Below are 17,353 nucleotides of genomic sequence, written 5' to 3' on the forward strand. Positions count from 1 at the left end.
TGTGCAAAGCATATAATGCTTTATGAAATCATTATGCGGAATGGGAGCTTCTCTATGGAAGATTTTAAAAAGATCAACTCGCGCGGCTATCTGGTCGGGCTGACCTGGCCGATCTTCGTCGAGCTGGTTTTACAGATGCTGGTCAGCAATGTCGACCAGATCATGGTGGCAAAGACCTCCGGCACAGCGGTCGCGGCCATCGGAAACGCCAATCTCATCACCAATCTGCTCATCATCTCCTTCTCAGTGATCTGTATGGCAGCCACCATTCTGATCACCCAATACCTCGGCGCGGGCAGCACCGAGCGGGTCGCGCAGACCTATACCGTCTCGATGCTCGTGAATGTGCTCTTTTCCCTGGTGATCGCGTTCTTTCTCATTGGGTTTCCCCGGCAGATCTTCGGGCTCATGGGCGTGCCGGAGGAGCTGATGCGCGAAGCCTGCGGCTACCTGCGGATCATCGGCTTCGGCATGCCGCTGCAGGCGATTCACCTCACCTTCGTGGCTTTCTTCCGGGCGCACGGGCTCACCCGCCAGACGATGTTCATCTCGATCGTGATGAATCTTCTGAATATCCTTGGTAACTTCATTCTCATCAACGGCCTGGGCCCCATCCCAATGCTCGGCGTGGCGGGCGCGGCCGTCTCGAGCGACCTCTCCCGCCTGGTCGGCGTCATGGTCATCGCGTGGCTTTTCCGCCGTCAGATCCGCACGCCTATGTCGCTGCGGCACCTGCGGCCATTTCCGTGGGAGCATCTCTGGCGGCTGCTCAAAATCGGCATTCCGTCCGGCGGGGAAAGCGTCTCCTACAACCTCACCCAAATCGTCATCCAGACGATGTGCAACACGCTGCCCATCTACGTGATTACCGCCCGAGTCTACTCGAATATGTTCGCGACCCTCTCTTACCTCTATGTCAACTCGATCGCGCAGGCGACCCAAATCATCGTGGGCTACCTCATGGGCGCGCGCATGGCCGAGGAAACCGACAAGCGGGTCAATTCCACACTTCGTTGGTCGATGCTCGTTTCTTTTCTGGTCTCGCTGCTGTTGTGGGTTTTCTGCAAGCCGCTTTTTGGGCTCTTCACCAACGATCCGCAGGTGCTCGACCTGTGCAAGACGATCATGGGGATCGAGATCCTGCTGGAGCTCGGCCGCGCTGGAAACATTGTGCTGTTTCGCGCATTGCAAACCGCGGGCGACATCCGCTTCCCCATCTGCCTCAATGTCACGACTGTCTGGACCGTCGCGGTCGGCGGGGGCTATCTGCTCGGGATTGTTCTCGGATGGGGACTGCCTGGCATCTGGATCGCGATGACCTGCGACGAGGTTTTCCGCGCTCTGGTTTCGTATCTGCGCTGGAGAAGCGGGAAATGGCGTTCCAAGCATCTGATCGACTGAGGTTCCAAAAGGCCGGCGCCATTCCATTGAGAATGGCGCCGGCCTTTTTTCTTTTATGTAAGACGTCTCAGCGCTTCCAAGCGGATGGCATGAACAACATCAGCATCGGGAAGATCTCCAGCCTTCCAATCAGCATATCCGCGCTGAGCACCAGCTTACTGAAATCTGAAAAAGCGTGATAATTCCCAACCGGGCCAACCATTCCCAGCCCTGGCCCCACATTGTTAAAGCAGGCCAGCACCGCGGTAACCGTCGTTTCGAAAGAGAAATTGTCCAGCGATACAAGGACGACTGAAAGAATCGTGATGAGCGCGTAATAGGTCAAAAAGGTGAAAACACCGTTGACCACCTGATCGTCGACCACTTCCCCATCCATCCGCACCAGCCGCACCAGCCGCGGCCGGAGCATCTTGCTGATACCGCATCCGGCTGCTTTGGAAAAGATCACCGCACGGGAAATCTTGATTCCGCAGCAAGTGGAGCCCGCCGAAGCTCCCAGCATCATCAGCACCACCAGAATCCACTTGGAAAGCTCGGGCCAATAATTATAATCCAGCGTTGCAAATCCGGTGCCTGTGATGACCGAAGCCACCTGGAACGCGACATGATGAAGGGTATTCAACAGATTTCCGCCCTGATGATAGAGGACATTGGCGGAAATAATCATCGTTGCGCTGAGCAATACCAGCAGATATACCCGGAATTCTTCATTGGCGAATGCTTTCGAGAATTGGCGCAGCAAAATAAGATGCAGCACGTAAAAATTAACCCCGAACAAAGCCATAAAAAATGTCACCGTGCCCTGCAGGAACGGGCTGTATGAGATCATACTGTCGTTTTTAATGTGGAATCCGCCGGTGCCCGCCGTACTGAAAGCCGTCGTTACCGCATCGAACACGGGCATGCCGCCCACCAGCAGCAGCACCATCAAAAGAAGGGTGAAAAAGATATAGATCCCATAAATTTTTTTAGCGCTCTCATGCATCCGCGGTAAAATTTTATGCGCGCGCGGGCCGGGGCCTTCCGCCCGCAGCAGATGCATCGAATGACCGGATCCCTTGGCCATCGGGAGAATCGCTAGCACAAAGATCAGCACCCCCACGCCGCCCAGCCAATGCGAAAAGCTTCTCCAGTACAGAATCCCCATTGGAAGCGATTCAATATCTTGGAGAATGCTGGCCCCAGTGGTGCTGAAACCACTGATCCCTTCAAAAATACAGTTGGCCAGCCCCGGAATGGCTCCGCTCAGATAAAACGGCAGCGAACCCAGCAGAGAAATTACAATCCACGCCAACCCAACCACCAAAAAGCCCTCCTGGGCATAAAAGGCCGTTTTTTGCGGTTTGCGCGCGGGCAGGCTGATTGCAAGCAAAAACACCACAGACCCAAAAAAAGCCCAGAAGGAGGCCTTTTCATGGTGCGCAAACGATATGGCCAACGCCGGCAGCATAAATGCGGCTTCCAGCCGCAGGATATTTCCAATCAGATAATAAATCATCCGGAAGTTCATACTTTGTTTTCCCCCATCGTCCTTTTCCCCCGATTCCCTAATGGAATCTTAACGAAATATTAACACAAAGAGACGCCTAAAACAAGCCCTGAAATAAAGATGAAACAACAGCGTTTATGCTCACAGCTTATTAAGATTGTGCATAAAGATGCCATCAGCCCGGTTTAAAATGCGGGTTTTGGAGGGATCTGTATCCTCGCTTGCCGCATAGTTTTCTATTTTTGATAAGTACGGTTTAAATCACAATTGCCGGCTGCCGGCCGCTTTTCTTCATAACAAAAAAACAGTCTCCAAGGCGTTATCCTCAGAGACTGTTTTGGCGGAGATGGAGAGATTCGAACTCTCGAGGAGCTTTTGACCCCTACACGATTTCCAGTCGTGCGCCCTCGACCAAGCTAGGCGACATCTCCATATTTTGTTGTCTGTTTCTTGACACCATGTTATTATATAACACTGGAAGATAAAAATCAAGTCTTTTTTCAATTTTTTCTGCCAAAATATTCCCAGCGCTTCCATTGCCAAAACTCCCGGCAGGCTTTAGAACAGCCTGCCGGACGGCAGCTCCTGGACGAATTGACGCATCTCCTGTTTGGATTGGATCTGATGCGTATGGTCAATAACCGCCTGCTTTTTCTGATCGGGAAGGGCTGCAAAATACTGCATCGCCTGCATATTCTCGACCAGGGCCATTCCAAGCCCCATCGGCATCTGCGGACCGTTCACGTAATTTTCCAATGTAAATCACCTCACGGATAGTATGTAGAAAAACACGTTGATTATCCATGAAAAAAGCCCGCTGAAGCGGGCTTTTGTTTTAAGAATGTTCTGAATTTACATGCACACGGACGTATTTGCTTTCCCGTATTGTCAGAATAACCAGGACCGCGGCAACCAGGATATCCATCACGGTTCCGATGACCGCGAGCTCCAACATACTGACCTCGGCGCGGCTGAATACTTTCATATAGATCAAGTTGAAGATAATTGAGCACAAGATCGTTCCATAATAGACAGCCAATTCTTTCTTGGTAACAGACTTGATAATATTTTTACAGATTAAAATGATACCGACCGCAACGGTCACTCCAGCTGACACATAAACGGCAACCGGAAGGCGTTCAAAATCTGTCGAAAACAAAAATGTCAGCGCCAGAAACTTTACGGCTGTTTCCAGCATCATCAGGTACAGCATTACCTTCTTTAGCAAACACAACCCTCCAATCCATTCAAATCACACGTAAATCCGGATAATATACAGATTTTACGTAGAACTTAATTGTATCGGATTTTCAGGATTCTGTCAAGTTTTACCCCTTTTGCGGCCTGTTTTCGCCGTCCACAAGGGCACCCATATTCTCAAAACTGCCCGTAAGCAGCGCCACAATCCCTTTGTAAACCACCACTGGGTCCTCCAGAAAACGTTCCTGCACCTGTCCGCAGCACGCCTCATCAGGCAGCAGGATGGTCACGGAAAGCAGGTCGCTGCCCACATCGGTGATCGTCAGCGTCAAAAGATATCCGTCCTCCACTTTTTGGACAGCAGTTTTATTATGCGCCCGCCGTTCTTTCATGAGCAGATGACGCTGCGCTGCCTGCACGGATTTCTCCCGCACACTCAGCGGGAGATTCTTTTCAAACATCTCCGCGGTGCGCACGCCCAGATTGGCGGCCTGATAGCATTTTTCCCCTTCCGCCGCGCAGACGATTTCAATATGTCCGCTTCGAACAAGTCCGGATGCGGCGCTGGCCACCTCAAAATAATTCCCGATTCCTTCCGCCACAAAAACCTCAATCAAAGCGGAAACCGGCATCGGTTTCTCAAGCTTTTTCAGGATGTAACAGATCAGGATCTTTATTTCATAATCGGCTGTCAAACCGCCTGGTTCAACGCCCGCGCGAAACACGTCATACATGCTTCCACCTCCATGCCAAACATTTACCAGTTCTATTCTACATGATTCCTGAAAAAAATGCAAAACCTAAAATATTCGCTCAAAACAGGCTCTATCCCGCCCAAAATATGCTATAGTATAAATGAAATCAGCAAAAGAGAGATGTACATGAAAGATCAATCCTCACAAAATAAAAAACAATTTTTTTTGCTCGGGCTGGCATTCGGTATCGGCTTCCTTTTGATCGGCGGCTGCACACTCCTGCTCATGCCCTGGTTCAGACAGCTATCAGATCCGGCCGCGCAGCAGGCGCTTCAGGAATGGATCCATTCGCTTGGTATGGCCGGCTGGCTTTTTACGCTATGCATCCAGATACTGCAAATCATTGTCGCTTTTATCCCTGGCGAACCGGTCGAACTGCTTGCTGGTGTGCTCTATGGCACCTGGGGCGGGCTTGCCACCTGCCTGCTTGGCGTGCTGCTGGCCTCTTCCACCATCTTTTTTTCCGTGCGCAGATTCGGCTACAAGCTGATCCGCCGCCTTTTCGGAGAGGACAAGCTCAAAGAGTTTGATTTCCTGAGCAATACCGAAAAAGTCGAGGCTGTCACCTTTGTCCTGTTCCTCATACCCGGCACTCCAAAGGACATGCTCACCTATCTCGCCGGAGTCAGCCGGATCAAAGCCGCTGATTTTCTATTCATCTCCACCTTCGCACGCATCCCTTCTATTATCACTTCCACCATGATGGGCGCAACAGTCAGCCGCGGCAACTGGAAGCTCGCACTGGTTGCCTTCCTGCTCACCGCTGCCATCGGTTTCTTCGGCATTTTTTATAAAAAGAAAATCATGGAATCCCTGCACCGCCACAGCAGAAAAAAAAGGGCCTGAGCAAATCAGGCCCTTTTTACGTTCATTCTGGGGTACATACTTTAGCGGATCAGATGAATCCGCAGGAGCAGCTGGGTACAATACATCGTAAAATATTCCGCCAGCTCACATCCATACCGTTCAAACAGAGCCTCTTTCCCATGTCCGCACAGCCGCGCGAACACCCGTCCGATGGCACAGGGATCGTCCGGAGCGGCACGGTCCGAAAGGATATACATTGAAAAGGCCGCCGAGTCAGTGATCCGCTCATAGACCTCTGGAAGCGCCGACTGCACCGTTTCATAAAACGAGGAAAGCGCCGACTGCGCCACAATTGAATTGGGTGCCATGTCTTCGATGACCTTGTTTATAATATAGGCAAACATCACCTGCCGCTGCGCGATCGTCAGTTCGTCGTCATATTCCCCGCAGCCAAACCAGACGATCCCCTTTTCTCCCGCGGTAATCTCGGCGGCGAAGTCCTGCCCGAGACATTTCGCCTTTTCCATATTCCCGTTGGCCTTCTCCCGCGCGAACGCGTTGGCCGCGCCTTCCCCGGTGTCAAACACTTCGGACGGGTCGTCCGGCACAATCTTCATATCACTGTCGTCAAATACCGGCATCGGTCTTTCCCTCCTTTCCGGCGGATATTCCCCATTCAGGGATCGATTGCCTGCGTGAGCGCGATCGAAAGCTGATCCGGGCAAGAGGTGCTTTTCCCCCCGCATTTGATGCCCTTTAACAGTTCAATCACGTCCTTCGCTTTCTGGCCCTTGACCAGCGCGCAGATTCCCTGCAGATTTCCGTTGCAGCCTCCGATGATTTCTATGTCCCTGATAATGCCGTCCTCCACATCGATATTCATTTCCCGTGAACAGACGCCTTTCGTTTTGTAATGGATTTCCAACTGATGATTCTCCCTTTACTTCTTCAGATTGACGCGCGCGGTCCCGGTGCGCACCGCTTCATCCGCCACGGCTTTGGCAACCGCATCGGCCACCTTTTTGTTGAGCGGGTCCGGAAGGATAAAGTCCGCGCAAAGCTCGCTTTCCGAAACCATCGCGGCGATCGCCTTGGCGGCCGCAACCTTCATCTCCTCGGTGATGCCGCGCGCGCGTACCGCCAAGGCCCCCTTAAAGATGCCCGGAAAGGCGAGCACATTGTTGATCTGGTTCGGGAAGTCGCTTCGTCCGGTCCCAACCACAGCCGCTCCACCGGCCTTTGCTTCGTCCGGCATGATCTCTGGCGTGGGATTGGCCATCGCAAAGATAATCGGGTCCTTCGCCATGGTGGCGACCATCTCCCGGGTCACAAGGCCCGGACGGGAAACGCCGATAAACAAATCCGCGCCAACCAGCGCATCCGCCAGCTTACCCTGCTGTTTGGCGGGATTGGTAACCTTGGCCATTTCCGCCTGCGGACCGGTCAGCCAGTCCGCGCCCTCATAGATGATGCCGCCGATATCGCACATGGTGACCTCGCCAAAGCCCATTTTAAGAAGCAGCTTCGCAATGGAAATTCCAGCCGCGCCAGCGCCGTTTACAACGATTTTCAGTTTCCCCATCTCGCGTCCGGTGACCTTGATCGCATTAATGATCGCGGCGCTCGCAATGATGGCCGTGCCATGCTGATCGTCATGGAATACCGGGATGTCACACTCCTCCTTGAGCCGGCGTTCGACCTCAAAGCAGCGCGGCGCGCCGATATCCTCCAAGTTAATGCCGCCGAAGCTCTTCTCAATGAGCTTGACGGTGTTTACAATGGTATCCACATCTTTGCTGTTGATACAGATCGGGAACGCATCCACATCCGCAAACGCCTTAAACAGGGCGCACTTTCCCTCCATAACCGGCATGGCTGCCGCCGGTCCAATATCACCCAGTCCAAGCACGGCGGTGCCGTCGGTGATGACCGCCACCATATTGCCGCGGCGGGTGAGTGTGTAGGAAAGGTCCTCATCCTCCGCGACCGCCAGGCTCGCCTGAGCAACGCCCGGCGTGTACGCCAGCGAAAGATCCTCCCTTGTATTGAGCGGGGCGCGGGAAACCACTTCGATCTTCCCCTGCCATTCGTAATGCTTTTGCAGCGCTTTTTCTTTCAGATCCATTAGAAAGCCTCCGTCATCATAATCTATGTTGCAGCCGTGCTAACGGCTCTTGGACAGCTTAAAAATCCGTTCGAGCGAATTTTTTTCGGTCAGGCAGGTGCCGATGGGGTTTGGGCGCGAGGTAAAGCCCCCATGGAAATCGGTGCCGCCGGTTGGGATCAGGTGATAGGTTTCAATGAGCGCGTCGAGCGCGGCATCGTCCTCCGGACGGTTGTTCGGGTGGAACCGCTCCAGGCCGTCGCACAGGCCCTCCCGCGCAAGCTCCCCGGCAAGCTCGATCGAACGGTAGGAGGACGGATGCGCCACCACGCAGATCCCGCCCGCGCTGCGGATGAGTTTTGCAGCTTCCCACACGTCGGGATATTCATGACGCACATAACAGCTTCCCTGCGGGCCAAGCAGCTCTTTGAAAAGCTTTCCGTAAATCTCATTGGTGTAGCCGAGGTCGATCAGCGCATTCATAATGTGCGCGTAATAAAGCGACGCGGAACCTTTCGCGTTGCGCAGGATGTGCTCCTCGGTCACAGGGAAAAGCTGCATCACCTTGCGCATGCTCTCACGCACGCATTTGTCGCGGTTTTCCAGTGTGCGTTTCAGCAAACCTTCTAGCCGGTCCGGGGTTTTGGGCTGATAGCAGAGAAGATGCACCTTGCGGCCGCGGCTCCGATCAAAGGCGGAAATTTCCACGCCCGGGATCACCCCGATGCCAAACCGTTTTCCCAGCTGTTCCGCGCGGTTGTTGCCGGACAGGGTATCGTGGTCGGTCAGCGCAATAAAATCGAGCCCCGCCCTTTTGGCGTAGAAGATCAGATCATCTATGCCCATAGAGCCGTCTGAAAACCGTGAATGACAATGTAAATCTCCGATCATTCTTCTACGCCTCCCATAATAAAAATTCTAATAATATATTATACAACGTTTTATACATCATGCGCAACTTATATTTTGAATTTGCTGCGCGGATATGCTATACTGAGACAGGTTGAAAAACTATTTTTCCTGGAAATGGAGTCTGCTATGTCTTATTGTATTGACGCGGGGATCTGGTCCTCTGTTTTTGCCGTCCCGGCCGCGGTTGTGGACGAGCATATCAAGATGTGTTCCCCGCTTTCCCTAAAAATCCTGCTGGTCATGCTGCGCCACGGGGGGATCCCGGTCGACGCTTCCTGGCTTTCCGAACAGCTCAATATCTCCCCCGCCGACATTTCCGACGCGCTTGGCTACTGGGTCGAGACCGGCATCGTCCGCCGGACGGATGCGCCGCCTGTTGCCGCGCCCGCCCGTATGGCGGAACCTGCCGCGGCTGCTCCCTCCGCCGCGGCTGCGGCAGTGCGGGAGGAACATGCCCCCACCGGACAGAGGATCGTCACCATATCCGCGCGGCCCAAAATCGCGCGGGAGGACATCGTCGAAATGGCAAACGCTGACCCTTCCCTCTCCCAACTGCTGCGGGAGGCGCAGAGCATCCTTGGCGCGCCGCTCACACCGGTGGAAAGTGAAATTCTGATCGCGCTTTCCACCTATTACGGGATGCGCTGCGATGTCACGCTGATGTTGCTGCAATACTGCGTTTCCACCGGCCATAAAAGCATGAATTACGTTGAGAAAACCGCTGCTTCCTGGCTCGAACGGGGCATCGACACGCATGAAAAGGTCGAGCAGGAAATCCTGCGGCTGATGCAGCACAACGAAAATGAATCGAAAGTCGTAAAAGCGTTCGGTCTTCACAGCCGCGGGCTTACCCCGCGGGAACGGGAGTTCGTCGGCAGCTGGTTTTTGCTTGGGCTCGATGAAAAACTCATCTGCCTCGCCTGCGAACGCGCCGCTGAAAACACCGGCAAGGTTTCGTTCGCCTACGCTGACCGGATTATTCAATCCTGGAAGCAAAAAGGCATCGTTTCCGTCAAGGCCGCGCTCGACGATCTGTCGGCGGGAAATCCCGCCAAACAAAAACAGAACAAATCCGCACAGACCGGCGACAGCTCGCTTGACATGGATAAAATACACCGGCTGCTGCACGGCCAGACCGAAGGCTAGCCACAGCCCTGGAGGAAACAATGGGATACGCAAAGGAAATCTACAGCCAGGCGCGCCAGATCCTGGATGAACGCAGGCAGAAAGCGCAAATGCGCGCCGAACAGCGCCGCACGGAGCTTTACCGCGAGCTGCCGCGCCTTTCGGAAATCGAACGGATGCTCGCACGCACCGGCATCGCGGCTGCGCAAGCGGCGCTCGCGGGCGGCGGCGCGCAGGAACAAATCGAACGGCTCAAGCAACAGAATCTCGCACTGCAAAAGGAGCGCGCGCAGATTCTGCGGGACGCGGGGCTGCCGGAGGACTTTCTGGCGGTACACTACGTCTGCCCGGACTGCGGCGATACCGGTTATGTCGGACAGGATCGATGCGCCTGTTTGGCAAAGCTTCTGCGCCAGCTCGCTTACGGCAAGCTCAGCGATACGGTCAGCGGCGCCTCCGACTGCCGTTTTGAAAATTTCAGCCTCAGTTACTACCCGGACGAACCCAGCGGTCCTTATGGAATCGTTCCGCGCCGCGCGATGGACAAGGTACTGAACGCCTGCCGCGCCTATGCCCGCAACTTTACCCCGCGCAGCGACAGCCTGCTGCTTTGCGGCGGCACCGGGCTTGGCAAAACCCATCTTTCGCTCGCCATCGCCGGCGAGGTGACAAACCGGGGTTTCGGCGTGGTCTACACCTCTTCCCAACGGCTGCTCGACAGGCTTTCCCAGCAGCAGTTCAGCCGGGATATCACCGAGGATTATCAGCAGATGGCGCTTTCCTGCGACCTGCTCATCATCGACGACCTCGGCGCGGAATTTTCCACAGCCTTCACGGTGGCCGCGCTCTATAACCTTATCAACTCTCGGATCATTGAAAACCGTCCCTGCGTCATCAGTACCAATCTCGACGAAAATGGCCTGCGCGAACGCTACGGCGACCGGATCCTTTCCCGGCTGCTCTGTGCTTACCGGCCGCTCCAATTTTACGGCGAGGACATCCGGATGATCAAACGTTTCGCTTGTGCAAAGTAGACCAAAGGCCGCGCATTCCACCGAATGCGCGGCCTTTTTTATTTGAGCTGGTTTTTGAGGAAGGTCATATAATTTGCGAAGTGCGCGAACACAATACCCGGCTCCTGCAGGTCAGGACACCAGCGTTTGACCCATTCGAGCGTGACATAGCCCTGATAGCCGTTGTCCTCAAGCAGCCGCAGCGCGTCGAAAACCGGCACGTCGCCGTAGCCCATCATCCGATAGGCCACCTGTCCATTTTGGATAACCGAATCTTTGACGTGCATATACTTGACCCATTGGCCGATATTCGCATAAGTCTCGGCCGGATTTTCATGATAAAAACGGAACGGATGATGCAAATCCCACAACACGCCCGCCGTCTCGGGGTCGGTGCCGTTCATAAAATTCCGCAGCGATTTACTGTCGGCAAGCGAGCCGCTCGTTTCAATCAGCACCGAAACACCGGTCCCCTTGGCATAGGAGCAGAGCTTGTCATAGAGGCCCTTCGCCTGCAAAACATTGTCCTCCGGGCGCGGGTCGGGGTAGCTAGAAATCATCACCCGCACAAACGGCACCGAAAGCCGCGCCGCCAGGTCGATATAATCCTTCGCCTCCTGCACAAAGCATTCCGTGTCGCCCGGCGCGCCCAGGCAGGCGCCCGAGGTGAGCATTGGGATTTCCATGCCGGCCTTTTTGAGCCGCTCCATCGTCATCCGCGCGTTCTCCGCCCCAAACGCCTTGATCTTCGGCGCGTACATCTGGTTTTCGATGCCGCGAACCTCGATCCCGTCCAGCCCGAGGTCCTTTGCCGTGGCGAAAATTTCATCCCACGACCAGCCTGGGCATCCCAAAGTCGAAAAAGCGATTTTCATCGTCATACCACCCATCTGCCGATTCCGGCCATTATTTCTCGGTTTCTTAATCCTTGGAATTGATAAGCCTGCTCGAAGAGCTCTTCGAGGAGCTGGATTTCTTGGAAGAGGAAGATTTTTTAGAGGAGGAAGATTTCTTGGAGGATTTTTTGGATGAGGATTCTTCTTCATCCTCATCTTCCTCGTCTTCTTCACTCGATTCCGGCATCATCCGGGTATAAAGGATCACCCGGCTCTTATTCTTATCAAGCTCGGTGCCCGGTTCGGTATCGGTCCGGGCCACGATGCCCGGCTCGTAATCCTTGTTGAAGACATCAATCACGTCATAGTTGATCCCAAGTCCCTGCAACAGGCCCATTGCCTCCTCGACCGTCAGATCGACCACCTCGGGCATCTCGACCTTTTCTACACCCTTGGAAACGAACAGGGTGATCTTTGAGATATCGTCGAGCGGCGTGCCTTCCACCGGCTGCTGCTCGAACACAACGCCCCGTTCATAATCGTCATTAAATTTTTCTTCTATTTCAATCGGCACCTTATTGTAGTCGATTGTGTCCGCTGTGATGCCCACAAATTTTGGTACGACGGTTTCATCGATTTCCTCATCCTCCGAGAAGTCCACGCCCGCCATGGCGGAGGCGTTCTGGCTGGAGGAGCTCTGTGAGCTGCCCGGCGTGAGCAGGTCGCCAAGATAGGTCGTGGAGATGTAATACATCGCACCGGCAAGCGCGGCGGTCGCAACCAGCGCGGACAAAAGCCACGCCAGCACCGGATGCGACTTTTTCTGCCGTCTGCGGCGCTTCACTGTCTTTCGTTCATCCACCGGCCCCACCGCGCCCGCGCCGCCGCGGACCTGCCTGGAATTTACGGGCGGCTTCGGCGGCACCAGGTCAATGCTTGTGGCAAACCGGCCGTCGGTATGCGGCGGGAGATTCGCCCGGCGTTCCTGTTCGGCCACCGTCTGACGCAGCTCCTGCCGGTAAAGGCTGTCCTCCGGCGTTTCGTAGCTTCTGCGCGGAACCGGCGCCGTATACACCGCCGTATTTGAGCCGTCGGTCGCGAGCAGCTCCGCGATAAATGCTTCTGCCGTCTGGGTGCGGTCCTCAATCTCGACCGCCAGCGCATGGTTGATCGCGTTGACAGCGCTCTCGGTCATCTGCGGGCCGATCACCTGGCTGTCGAGCAGGTCATCCCCATAGATGCGGTCAATCGCAGCGGGCGGAATCTCGCCGGTCAACGTGCGATAGGTGATCGCGCCGAGCGCATAGACGTCGGTCCAAGTGCCCTGCCAGCTGTTCAGCGAATACTGCTCCGGCGCGGAGTAACCCGCAAAGAGCTGTGCGCCGAGCTCGCTTTTGTTGGTGCGCGCGGCCGCCACTGAAAAACAGCTGAGCCACAGCGCGCCCGACTGGTCGAGCTGGATGGTCTTTGGGGAGAGGCCGCGATGAATGAGCCCCGCTTTATGGACGTTTTCCACCGTATGGTAGAGCGGCATCAGCAGCTTTTTCGTATGCCGCCAGCTGAGCTTTCCGCCGCTGCGCTCCAGGAAAGATTCGAGGGTGATGGTCTTGATATAGCGGTAGACCGCGTAGATGGTGTTGTTCTCATAGCACAGATCGATGAGCGGCGTGACCTTTTCACCGGGTGAAAGATTCATCACCGAACGGCACAAATCCTCAAAATCGGACATCAGCGCCTTGTACTGCGCCTCCGAACTGGCGAGCGGCTGTACCGCAAAGGTCTCATGGTCACGGCGGGTGATGCTGTGCGGCGCATATTCGCGCAGCCAGACCCGCATCTCCTCCTCGCAGTCATATCCGACATACCATACGCCTTCCGGGTCGCTGGCATAACGTTTTCCCACAAGGTATCTCCCGCCGCCAATACGGGACCGCGGCGGAAGATAATTCAGGTCTGGTTCCGCCGCGCCGTCATAACCGCAGGCGCGGCAGGGCTCCCCCTCCTCAAAAAGCGGGGACATACAGCCCATACAAAGCTTGTGTTCATTGACTGCCATACTGGCACAACACTCCAATCGGTTTGGTTACGCGGTCTCAATCGCCGCGTCGTCCTGAAGCCCGAGCTTTTCGGTCGCATATTCGCGCAGCTTGAACTTCTGGATTTTTCCGCTTGCGGTCATTGGAAAACTGTCCATAAAGAGCACATATTTCGGCACTTTATGCCGCGCCATATTGGCGCGCACTGCTTCCTGGATCGCTTCGGCGCTGGTACAGTCCTCCCATGCGCGCGGAATGATGCAGGCACAGACCTCTTCACCGTACTGTTTATCCGGCACGCCGATGACCTGCACGTCCCGCACCTCGGGATGGGTATAGAGGAACTCTTCAATCTCCTTGGGATAGATATTTTCGCCGCCGCGGATGATCATATCCTTGATGCGGCCGGTGATCTTATAATAGCCGTTCTCATCCACCATCGCAAGGTCGCCTGAATGCAGCCAGCCGTCCGCATCGATCGCCTGGCGGGTGGCCTCCTCCATCTTATAGTAGCCCTTCATAATGTTGTAACCACGCGCGCAGAATTCACCCGGGGTGTTTGGCGGAAGCGTTTCGCCCGTCTCCGGGTCGACAATCTTCGTCTCGACGAACGGCATCGATTTGCCCACGGTAGTAACCCGCAGTTCAAGGCTGTCCTCCGTGGTGGTCATGGTGGTTGCCGGAGAGGCCTCGGTCTGGCCGTATGTAATCGTGATCTCCCGCATCCCCATCTTGTCGACGACCAGCTGCATCACCTTGATCGGGCAAGGCGAGCCCGCCATGATGCCGGTGCGCAGCCGCGGGAATTTGTAGTCGTGGAAGGTCGGGTGCTCGAGCATGGCGATGAACATGGTCGGCACGCCGTGCACCGCGGTGCACTGTTCATTCTGGAGCGCCTGCATGACCGCTGTCGGGCGGTAATACGGGATCGGCACCATCGCGGTCGCGTGGGTCAGGCTCGCCATGACCGCGAGCACCAGCCCGAAGCAGTGGAAAAACGGCACGCAGATACAGAGCTTGTCGTCGTGGGTAAATTTCATGCAGTCCCCGATCGATTTGCCGTTGTTGACAATGTTATAATGGGTCAGCATGACCCCTTTTGGGAATCCAGTGGTACCCGAGGTGTACTGCATATTGGTCACATCGTGCGGATCGATGCTGTCGAAGATCGCACGGAAGCTTTCCTCCGGCACCGACTTGCCCAATTCATGCAGGTCGTTCCAGGCGATCATCCCAGCCGGGGTATCCTCTCCCACGAAGATGATATCCTTGAGAAACGGCAGCTTCGGATCGGAGAAATCGCCGGGCTTTGCGTCCTTTAAGGTGGGACACAGCTCATTGATCGTGTCAACGTAATTATTCTCTTTAAAATTGCGGATCATGACCAGCGCTTTCGAATCCGACTGGCGCAAAAGGTACTCAAGCTCGAACACCTTGTAGTTCGTGTTGACCGTCACGAGCACCGCACCAATCTTGGCCGAGGCAAACAGCGTCAGCAGCCATTCGGGCACATTGGTCGCCCAGATCGCCACATGATCGCCTTTTCCAATCCCCAATGCCAGAAAGCCCTTGGCAATCCGGTTAACCTCATCATCAAATTCACGCCAGGTCATGTCGAACGGCCGGTCGGTATATTTCACCGCCTGGTCGTCCGGATACCGGTCGGCAACCTGCTCGAGCAGATTCCCAACCGTAATCGACATTAATTCGTTCACCTTACCGTCCTCCCAAATTCGTCCTTTTCTTTCTTGAAGTTTGCTGATCCGCCCGCATGCAACAAGCCGTACCAAAAAAGAGCCTCCAGCCGGCTTTCAGGCGATAAAGCAGCATGCGCCGTGCGCCGCCGCCATAAAGCAAAACGTTTGGCCGTCCTTCGGCGGCCACAATCGGCTTTGGACCGATTGGCTGCGGCAGAAAACCGGCAGAGCCGGCGCATCTGCCTGGCCATAAGTCGATATAATAGCCGCTTTGCAGCTATTATACCACAAGCGCGAAGCGCGCAGTGGGATAATGGCGCATTGGGACAGAAGCGCCAAAGGCGCGAATCGTCCTGCGCATAAAAAGGTATAATAGCCGCTTTGCGGCTATTATACCATAAAACAATACGGCGGTTCAACTTTTTTATCTTGGCTTGGGCGGTTACGGCAAAAAGGAGGCGCGCCCGACCCTTCTGGGCGGACGCGCCTGAAACGATTTATCTTCAGCGGTTTTTAAACCGCCGGGCTGCCACAGCGGCCGCTCCGACCACTGCCGCGATCGCCGCCGTCCAGGCGGCCTCGGATCTGTGCGCGGCTCCGTTTTCATTTTGTGCATTCCCGCGCAGACTGGTGTGAATCGTAATCGGACCCCTCCCGTCCTCCTCATCCGCCGGTTCCACAATCGCGTCGTCATAGAGGGTCTGTTCATGTTTGGCTGAACCGACAATCTGTGTCGGCAGAGTCCCGCCGATCGAAGGTCCCTCTTGCCCTCCAGACCGATTTGACCAGCCGCTTTTATTCGGGACGCCGTACTGCCCTTCAGAGGAAGAATCCTCCTCATCCTCTTCCGAGGAGGATTTCTTTTTGGAACCGCTCGAAATTTCCGAACTGCTCGAATCCTGTGAAGAAGAGTCCGGCGTGCTGGAACTGTCCGGCGTACTCGAAGACGAATCCCCACCTGATCCGAGGATTAAGGCGGGACCTGTAAAAATCACCCGCGCCAGAAAAAATTCGTTTTCAGTGGCTGGGAAATCGGGCATGCGGCCATCCCCGCGAAAGATCCGGTTTCTGGCCAGCCGAACCTTGATCCAGCCCGCGCCGGCTGGAACTTTCGCCGTATATGCCTCCCAATGGTATGGACCTCCGGATTGCCTGCGCGCATCGGAAAGCCGTGGTGAAAGCGCCCCGAAGCTCCCGCCATCCACTGAAGAAGAAATGTTCAGCCCATAGAAACCCGCCGTTTCCAAGGGACGGGAATCCGGCAGGAAAGCATACCCATCCATTGTAACCCGCAGACTTCTGACGCCGCCGGAAGTATTGATGAATACCTCATCCTTCCCGCTGTCATAAAAGCAGCGTTTTGCGCCGCTTACCGAATCCGTATGGTAAAGTCCCAGCCAATACGCCCCTGCTGAACCGGGTACGGCAAAGCTGCCGTTCGCGGAACAGATTTCCACCCGCACCTCCTGCGCTCCGACAACCTGGTAAACCGCCTGCGCTTCGGTTCCAGACATGGAAAGAACCGATTGGTCGGGACAATTCGCCCACCCGCTGAACGAACCGAAATCTTCGATCCGTTTTGAGAAATTCTGATAAACGCAGATGCTGTCTGAAGCAGACGCGGCGCATTCATCCGTATAGGTCTGTGCAAAAACCTGTGTGCACAGGCAGGACGCAGCCAGTATTCCACCCAGGGCCGCAGCTTTCCATCTTCTCACGCGCATCTTCCTCCCGGTCTGTTTTCGACAGGATTCGACATATTTTTTGTAAATTTCAGTATAACAAATTGTAAATAATTGGACAATTCCCTATAGTTCCAACGACGTATATACTATAGTGCAAGTGTCATACTATATGCGGCAGGGTTCTGCCGATGATTGAATAACACGCTTTCTGCGTGGGCAGCCTACCCTGTAAGGAAGGGATACACTCCCGTCCTTTACATAGAAAGCCCCCGGATCTTGAAGATCCGGGGGCT

16 protein-coding genes and 1 tRNA gene are annotated in these 17,353 nt (G+C 55.0%); 4 read left to right on the forward strand and 13 right to left on the reverse strand.

Annotation, left to right across the window (positions count from 1 at the left end; all coding sequences use genetic code 11):
• Positions 1-54: 54 nt before the first annotated feature.
• Entirely contained in the window at positions 55-1,401 is a 1,347-nt protein-coding gene (locus BN4275_RS15760; RefSeq protein ID WP_066459981.1) for an MATE family efflux transporter, read from the forward strand.
• A gap of 67 nt (positions 1,402-1,468) precedes the next feature.
• Here BN4275_RS15760 and BN4275_RS15765 read toward each other — a convergent pair whose 3' ends face one another.
• The 5 genes from BN4275_RS15765 to BN4275_RS15785 all read right to left on the reverse strand — a co-directional run bounded on the left by BN4275_RS15765 (position 1,469) and on the right by BN4275_RS15785 (position 4,824).
• Positions 1,469-2,911, reverse strand: coding sequence for a TrkH family potassium uptake protein (locus tag BN4275_RS15765; RefSeq protein ID WP_066459982.1), 1,443 nt, complete (start codon positions 2,909-2,911; stop codon positions 1,469-1,471).
• Between the two features lie 317 nt (positions 2,912-3,228).
• Positions 3,229-3,321, reverse strand: a tRNA-Ser gene (locus BN4275_RS15770).
• Positions 3,322-3,448: 127 nt separating this feature from the next.
• Positions 3,449-3,646, reverse strand: a complete 198-nt coding sequence (locus BN4275_RS17600) for a hypothetical protein (protein ID WP_066459983.1) — start codon at positions 3,644-3,646, stop codon at positions 3,449-3,451.
• 79 nt (positions 3,647-3,725) lie between these two features.
• Positions 3,726-4,118 carry a hypothetical protein gene (locus BN4275_RS15780; RefSeq protein WP_066459984.1) on the reverse strand — a complete coding sequence of 131 codons (393 nt, stop codon included), beginning with the start codon at positions 4,116-4,118 and terminating at the stop codon, positions 3,726-3,728.
• A 100-nt stretch (positions 4,119-4,218) separates the two neighbouring features.
• The gene (locus BN4275_RS15785) at positions 4,219-4,824 is read right to left on the reverse strand and encodes a DUF4364 family protein (RefSeq protein WP_066459985.1); all 606 of its coding nucleotides are present in this window, start codon (positions 4,822-4,824) and stop codon (positions 4,219-4,221) included.
• A gap of 147 nt (positions 4,825-4,971) precedes the next feature.
• On the opposite strand from BN4275_RS15785, the gene BN4275_RS15790 reads away from it, so the two are divergent.
• Positions 4,972-5,691: a TVP38/TMEM64 family protein gene (locus BN4275_RS15790; protein WP_066459986.1), complete on the forward strand. Its 720-nt coding sequence runs from the start codon at positions 4,972-4,974 to the stop codon at positions 5,689-5,691.
• A 41-nt stretch (positions 5,692-5,732) separates the two neighbouring features.
• Here the strand turns inward: BN4275_RS15790 and BN4275_RS15795 are convergent, their stop codons facing one another.
• From BN4275_RS15795 to BN4275_RS15810, 4 genes are read right to left on the reverse strand one after another with little or no spacing between them, the layout of a single operon-like run.
• Positions 5,733-6,293 (reverse strand): hypothetical protein, encoded by a 561-nt coding sequence (locus tag BN4275_RS15795; protein ID WP_066459987.1) that lies wholly within the window; start codon positions 6,291-6,293, stop codon positions 5,733-5,735.
• A 35-nt stretch (positions 6,294-6,328) separates the two neighbouring features.
• The gene (locus tag BN4275_RS15800; RefSeq protein ID WP_118478347.1) at positions 6,329-6,577 is read right to left on the reverse strand and encodes a TIGR03905 family TSCPD domain-containing protein; all 249 of its coding nucleotides are present in this window, start codon (positions 6,575-6,577) and stop codon (positions 6,329-6,331) included.
• Positions 6,578-6,592: 15 nt separating this feature from the next.
• Positions 6,593-7,777: an NAD(P)-dependent malic enzyme gene (locus tag BN4275_RS15805; protein WP_066459988.1), complete on the reverse strand. Its 1,185-nt coding sequence runs from the start codon at positions 7,775-7,777 to the stop codon at positions 6,593-6,595.
• A 39-nt stretch (positions 7,778-7,816) separates the two neighbouring features.
• Positions 7,817-8,647: a PHP domain-containing protein gene (locus BN4275_RS15810; protein ID WP_066459989.1), complete on the reverse strand. Its 831-nt coding sequence runs from the start codon at positions 8,645-8,647 to the stop codon at positions 7,817-7,819.
• Between the two features lie 147 nt (positions 8,648-8,794).
• On the opposite strand from BN4275_RS15810, the gene BN4275_RS15815 reads away from it, so the two are divergent.
• Together BN4275_RS15815 and BN4275_RS15820 are read left to right on the forward strand one after the other, a co-directional pair.
• Complete coding sequence (locus tag BN4275_RS15815) at positions 8,795-9,814, forward strand: DnaD domain protein (RefSeq protein ID WP_066459990.1); 1,020 nt, start codon at positions 8,795-8,797, stop codon at positions 9,812-9,814.
• 20 nt (positions 9,815-9,834) lie between these two features.
• Positions 9,835-10,827 (forward strand): ATP-binding protein, encoded by a 993-nt coding sequence (locus tag BN4275_RS15820; RefSeq protein WP_066459991.1) that lies wholly within the window; start codon positions 9,835-9,837, stop codon positions 10,825-10,827.
• Between the two features lie 38 nt (positions 10,828-10,865).
• On the opposite strand, the gene BN4275_RS15825 is transcribed toward BN4275_RS15820, so the two are convergent.
• From BN4275_RS15825 to BN4275_RS15840, 4 genes are all read right to left on the reverse strand, one after another.
• Entirely contained in the window at positions 10,866-11,681 is an 816-nt protein-coding gene (locus BN4275_RS15825; RefSeq protein ID WP_066459992.1) for a sugar phosphate isomerase/epimerase family protein, read from the reverse strand.
• Between the two features lie 46 nt (positions 11,682-11,727).
• Positions 11,728-13,698: a PASTA domain-containing protein gene (locus BN4275_RS15830; RefSeq protein WP_066459993.1), complete on the reverse strand. Its 1,971-nt coding sequence runs from the start codon at positions 13,696-13,698 to the stop codon at positions 11,728-11,730.
• Between the two features lie 27 nt (positions 13,699-13,725).
• Positions 13,726-15,393 (reverse strand): AMP-binding protein, encoded by a 1,668-nt coding sequence (locus BN4275_RS15835; RefSeq protein WP_066460530.1) that lies wholly within the window; start codon positions 15,391-15,393, stop codon positions 13,726-13,728.
• A gap of 485 nt (positions 15,394-15,878) precedes the next feature.
• Positions 15,879-17,093, reverse strand: coding sequence for a hypothetical protein (locus tag BN4275_RS15840; protein WP_154018904.1), 1,215 nt, complete (start codon positions 17,091-17,093; stop codon positions 15,879-15,881).
• Positions 17,094-17,353 lie beyond the last annotated feature (260 nt).

The sequence above is a fragment of the Anaerotruncus rubiinfantis genome (assembly GCF_900078395.1).
In the GTDB taxonomy this organism is placed as follows: Bacteria; Bacillota; Clostridia; order Oscillospirales; family Ruminococcaceae; genus Anaerotruncus; species Anaerotruncus rubiinfantis.

Coding starts and splice junctions, on each gene's coding strand:
- BN4275_RS15760 (WP_066459981.1), top strand. CDS start 55: ATGGAAGATTTTAAAAAGATCAACTCGCGCGGCTATCTGGTCGGGCTG.
- BN4275_RS15795 (WP_066459987.1), bottom strand. CDS start 6,293: ATGCCGGTATTTGACGACAGTGATATGAAGATTGTGCCGGACGACCCG.
- BN4275_RS15815 (WP_066459990.1), top strand. CDS start 8,795: ATGTCTTATTGTATTGACGCGGGGATCTGGTCCTCTGTTTTTGCCGTC.
- BN4275_RS15810 (WP_066459989.1), bottom strand. CDS start 8,647: ATGATCGGAGATTTACATTGTCATTCACGGTTTTCAGACGGCTCTATG.
- BN4275_RS15830 (WP_066459993.1), bottom strand. CDS start 13,698: ATGGCAGTCAATGAACACAAGCTTTGTATGGGCTGTATGTCCCCGCTT.
- BN4275_RS15825 (WP_066459992.1), bottom strand. CDS start 11,681: ATGAAAATCGCTTTTTCGACTTTGGGATGCCCAGGCTGGTCGTGGGAT.
- BN4275_RS15785 (WP_066459985.1), bottom strand. CDS start 4,824: ATGTATGACGTGTTTCGCGCGGGCGTTGAACCAGGCGGTTTGACAGCC.
- BN4275_RS15765 (WP_066459982.1), bottom strand. CDS start 2,911: ATGAACTTCCGGATGATTTATTATCTGATTGGAAATATCCTGCGGCTG.
- BN4275_RS15805 (WP_066459988.1), bottom strand. CDS start 7,777: ATGGATCTGAAAGAAAAAGCGCTGCAAAAGCATTACGAATGGCAGGGG.
- BN4275_RS15790 (WP_066459986.1), top strand. CDS start 4,972: ATGAAAGATCAATCCTCACAAAATAAAAAACAATTTTTTTTGCTCGGG.
- BN4275_RS15820 (WP_066459991.1), top strand. CDS start 9,835: ATGGGATACGCAAAGGAAATCTACAGCCAGGCGCGCCAGATCCTGGAT.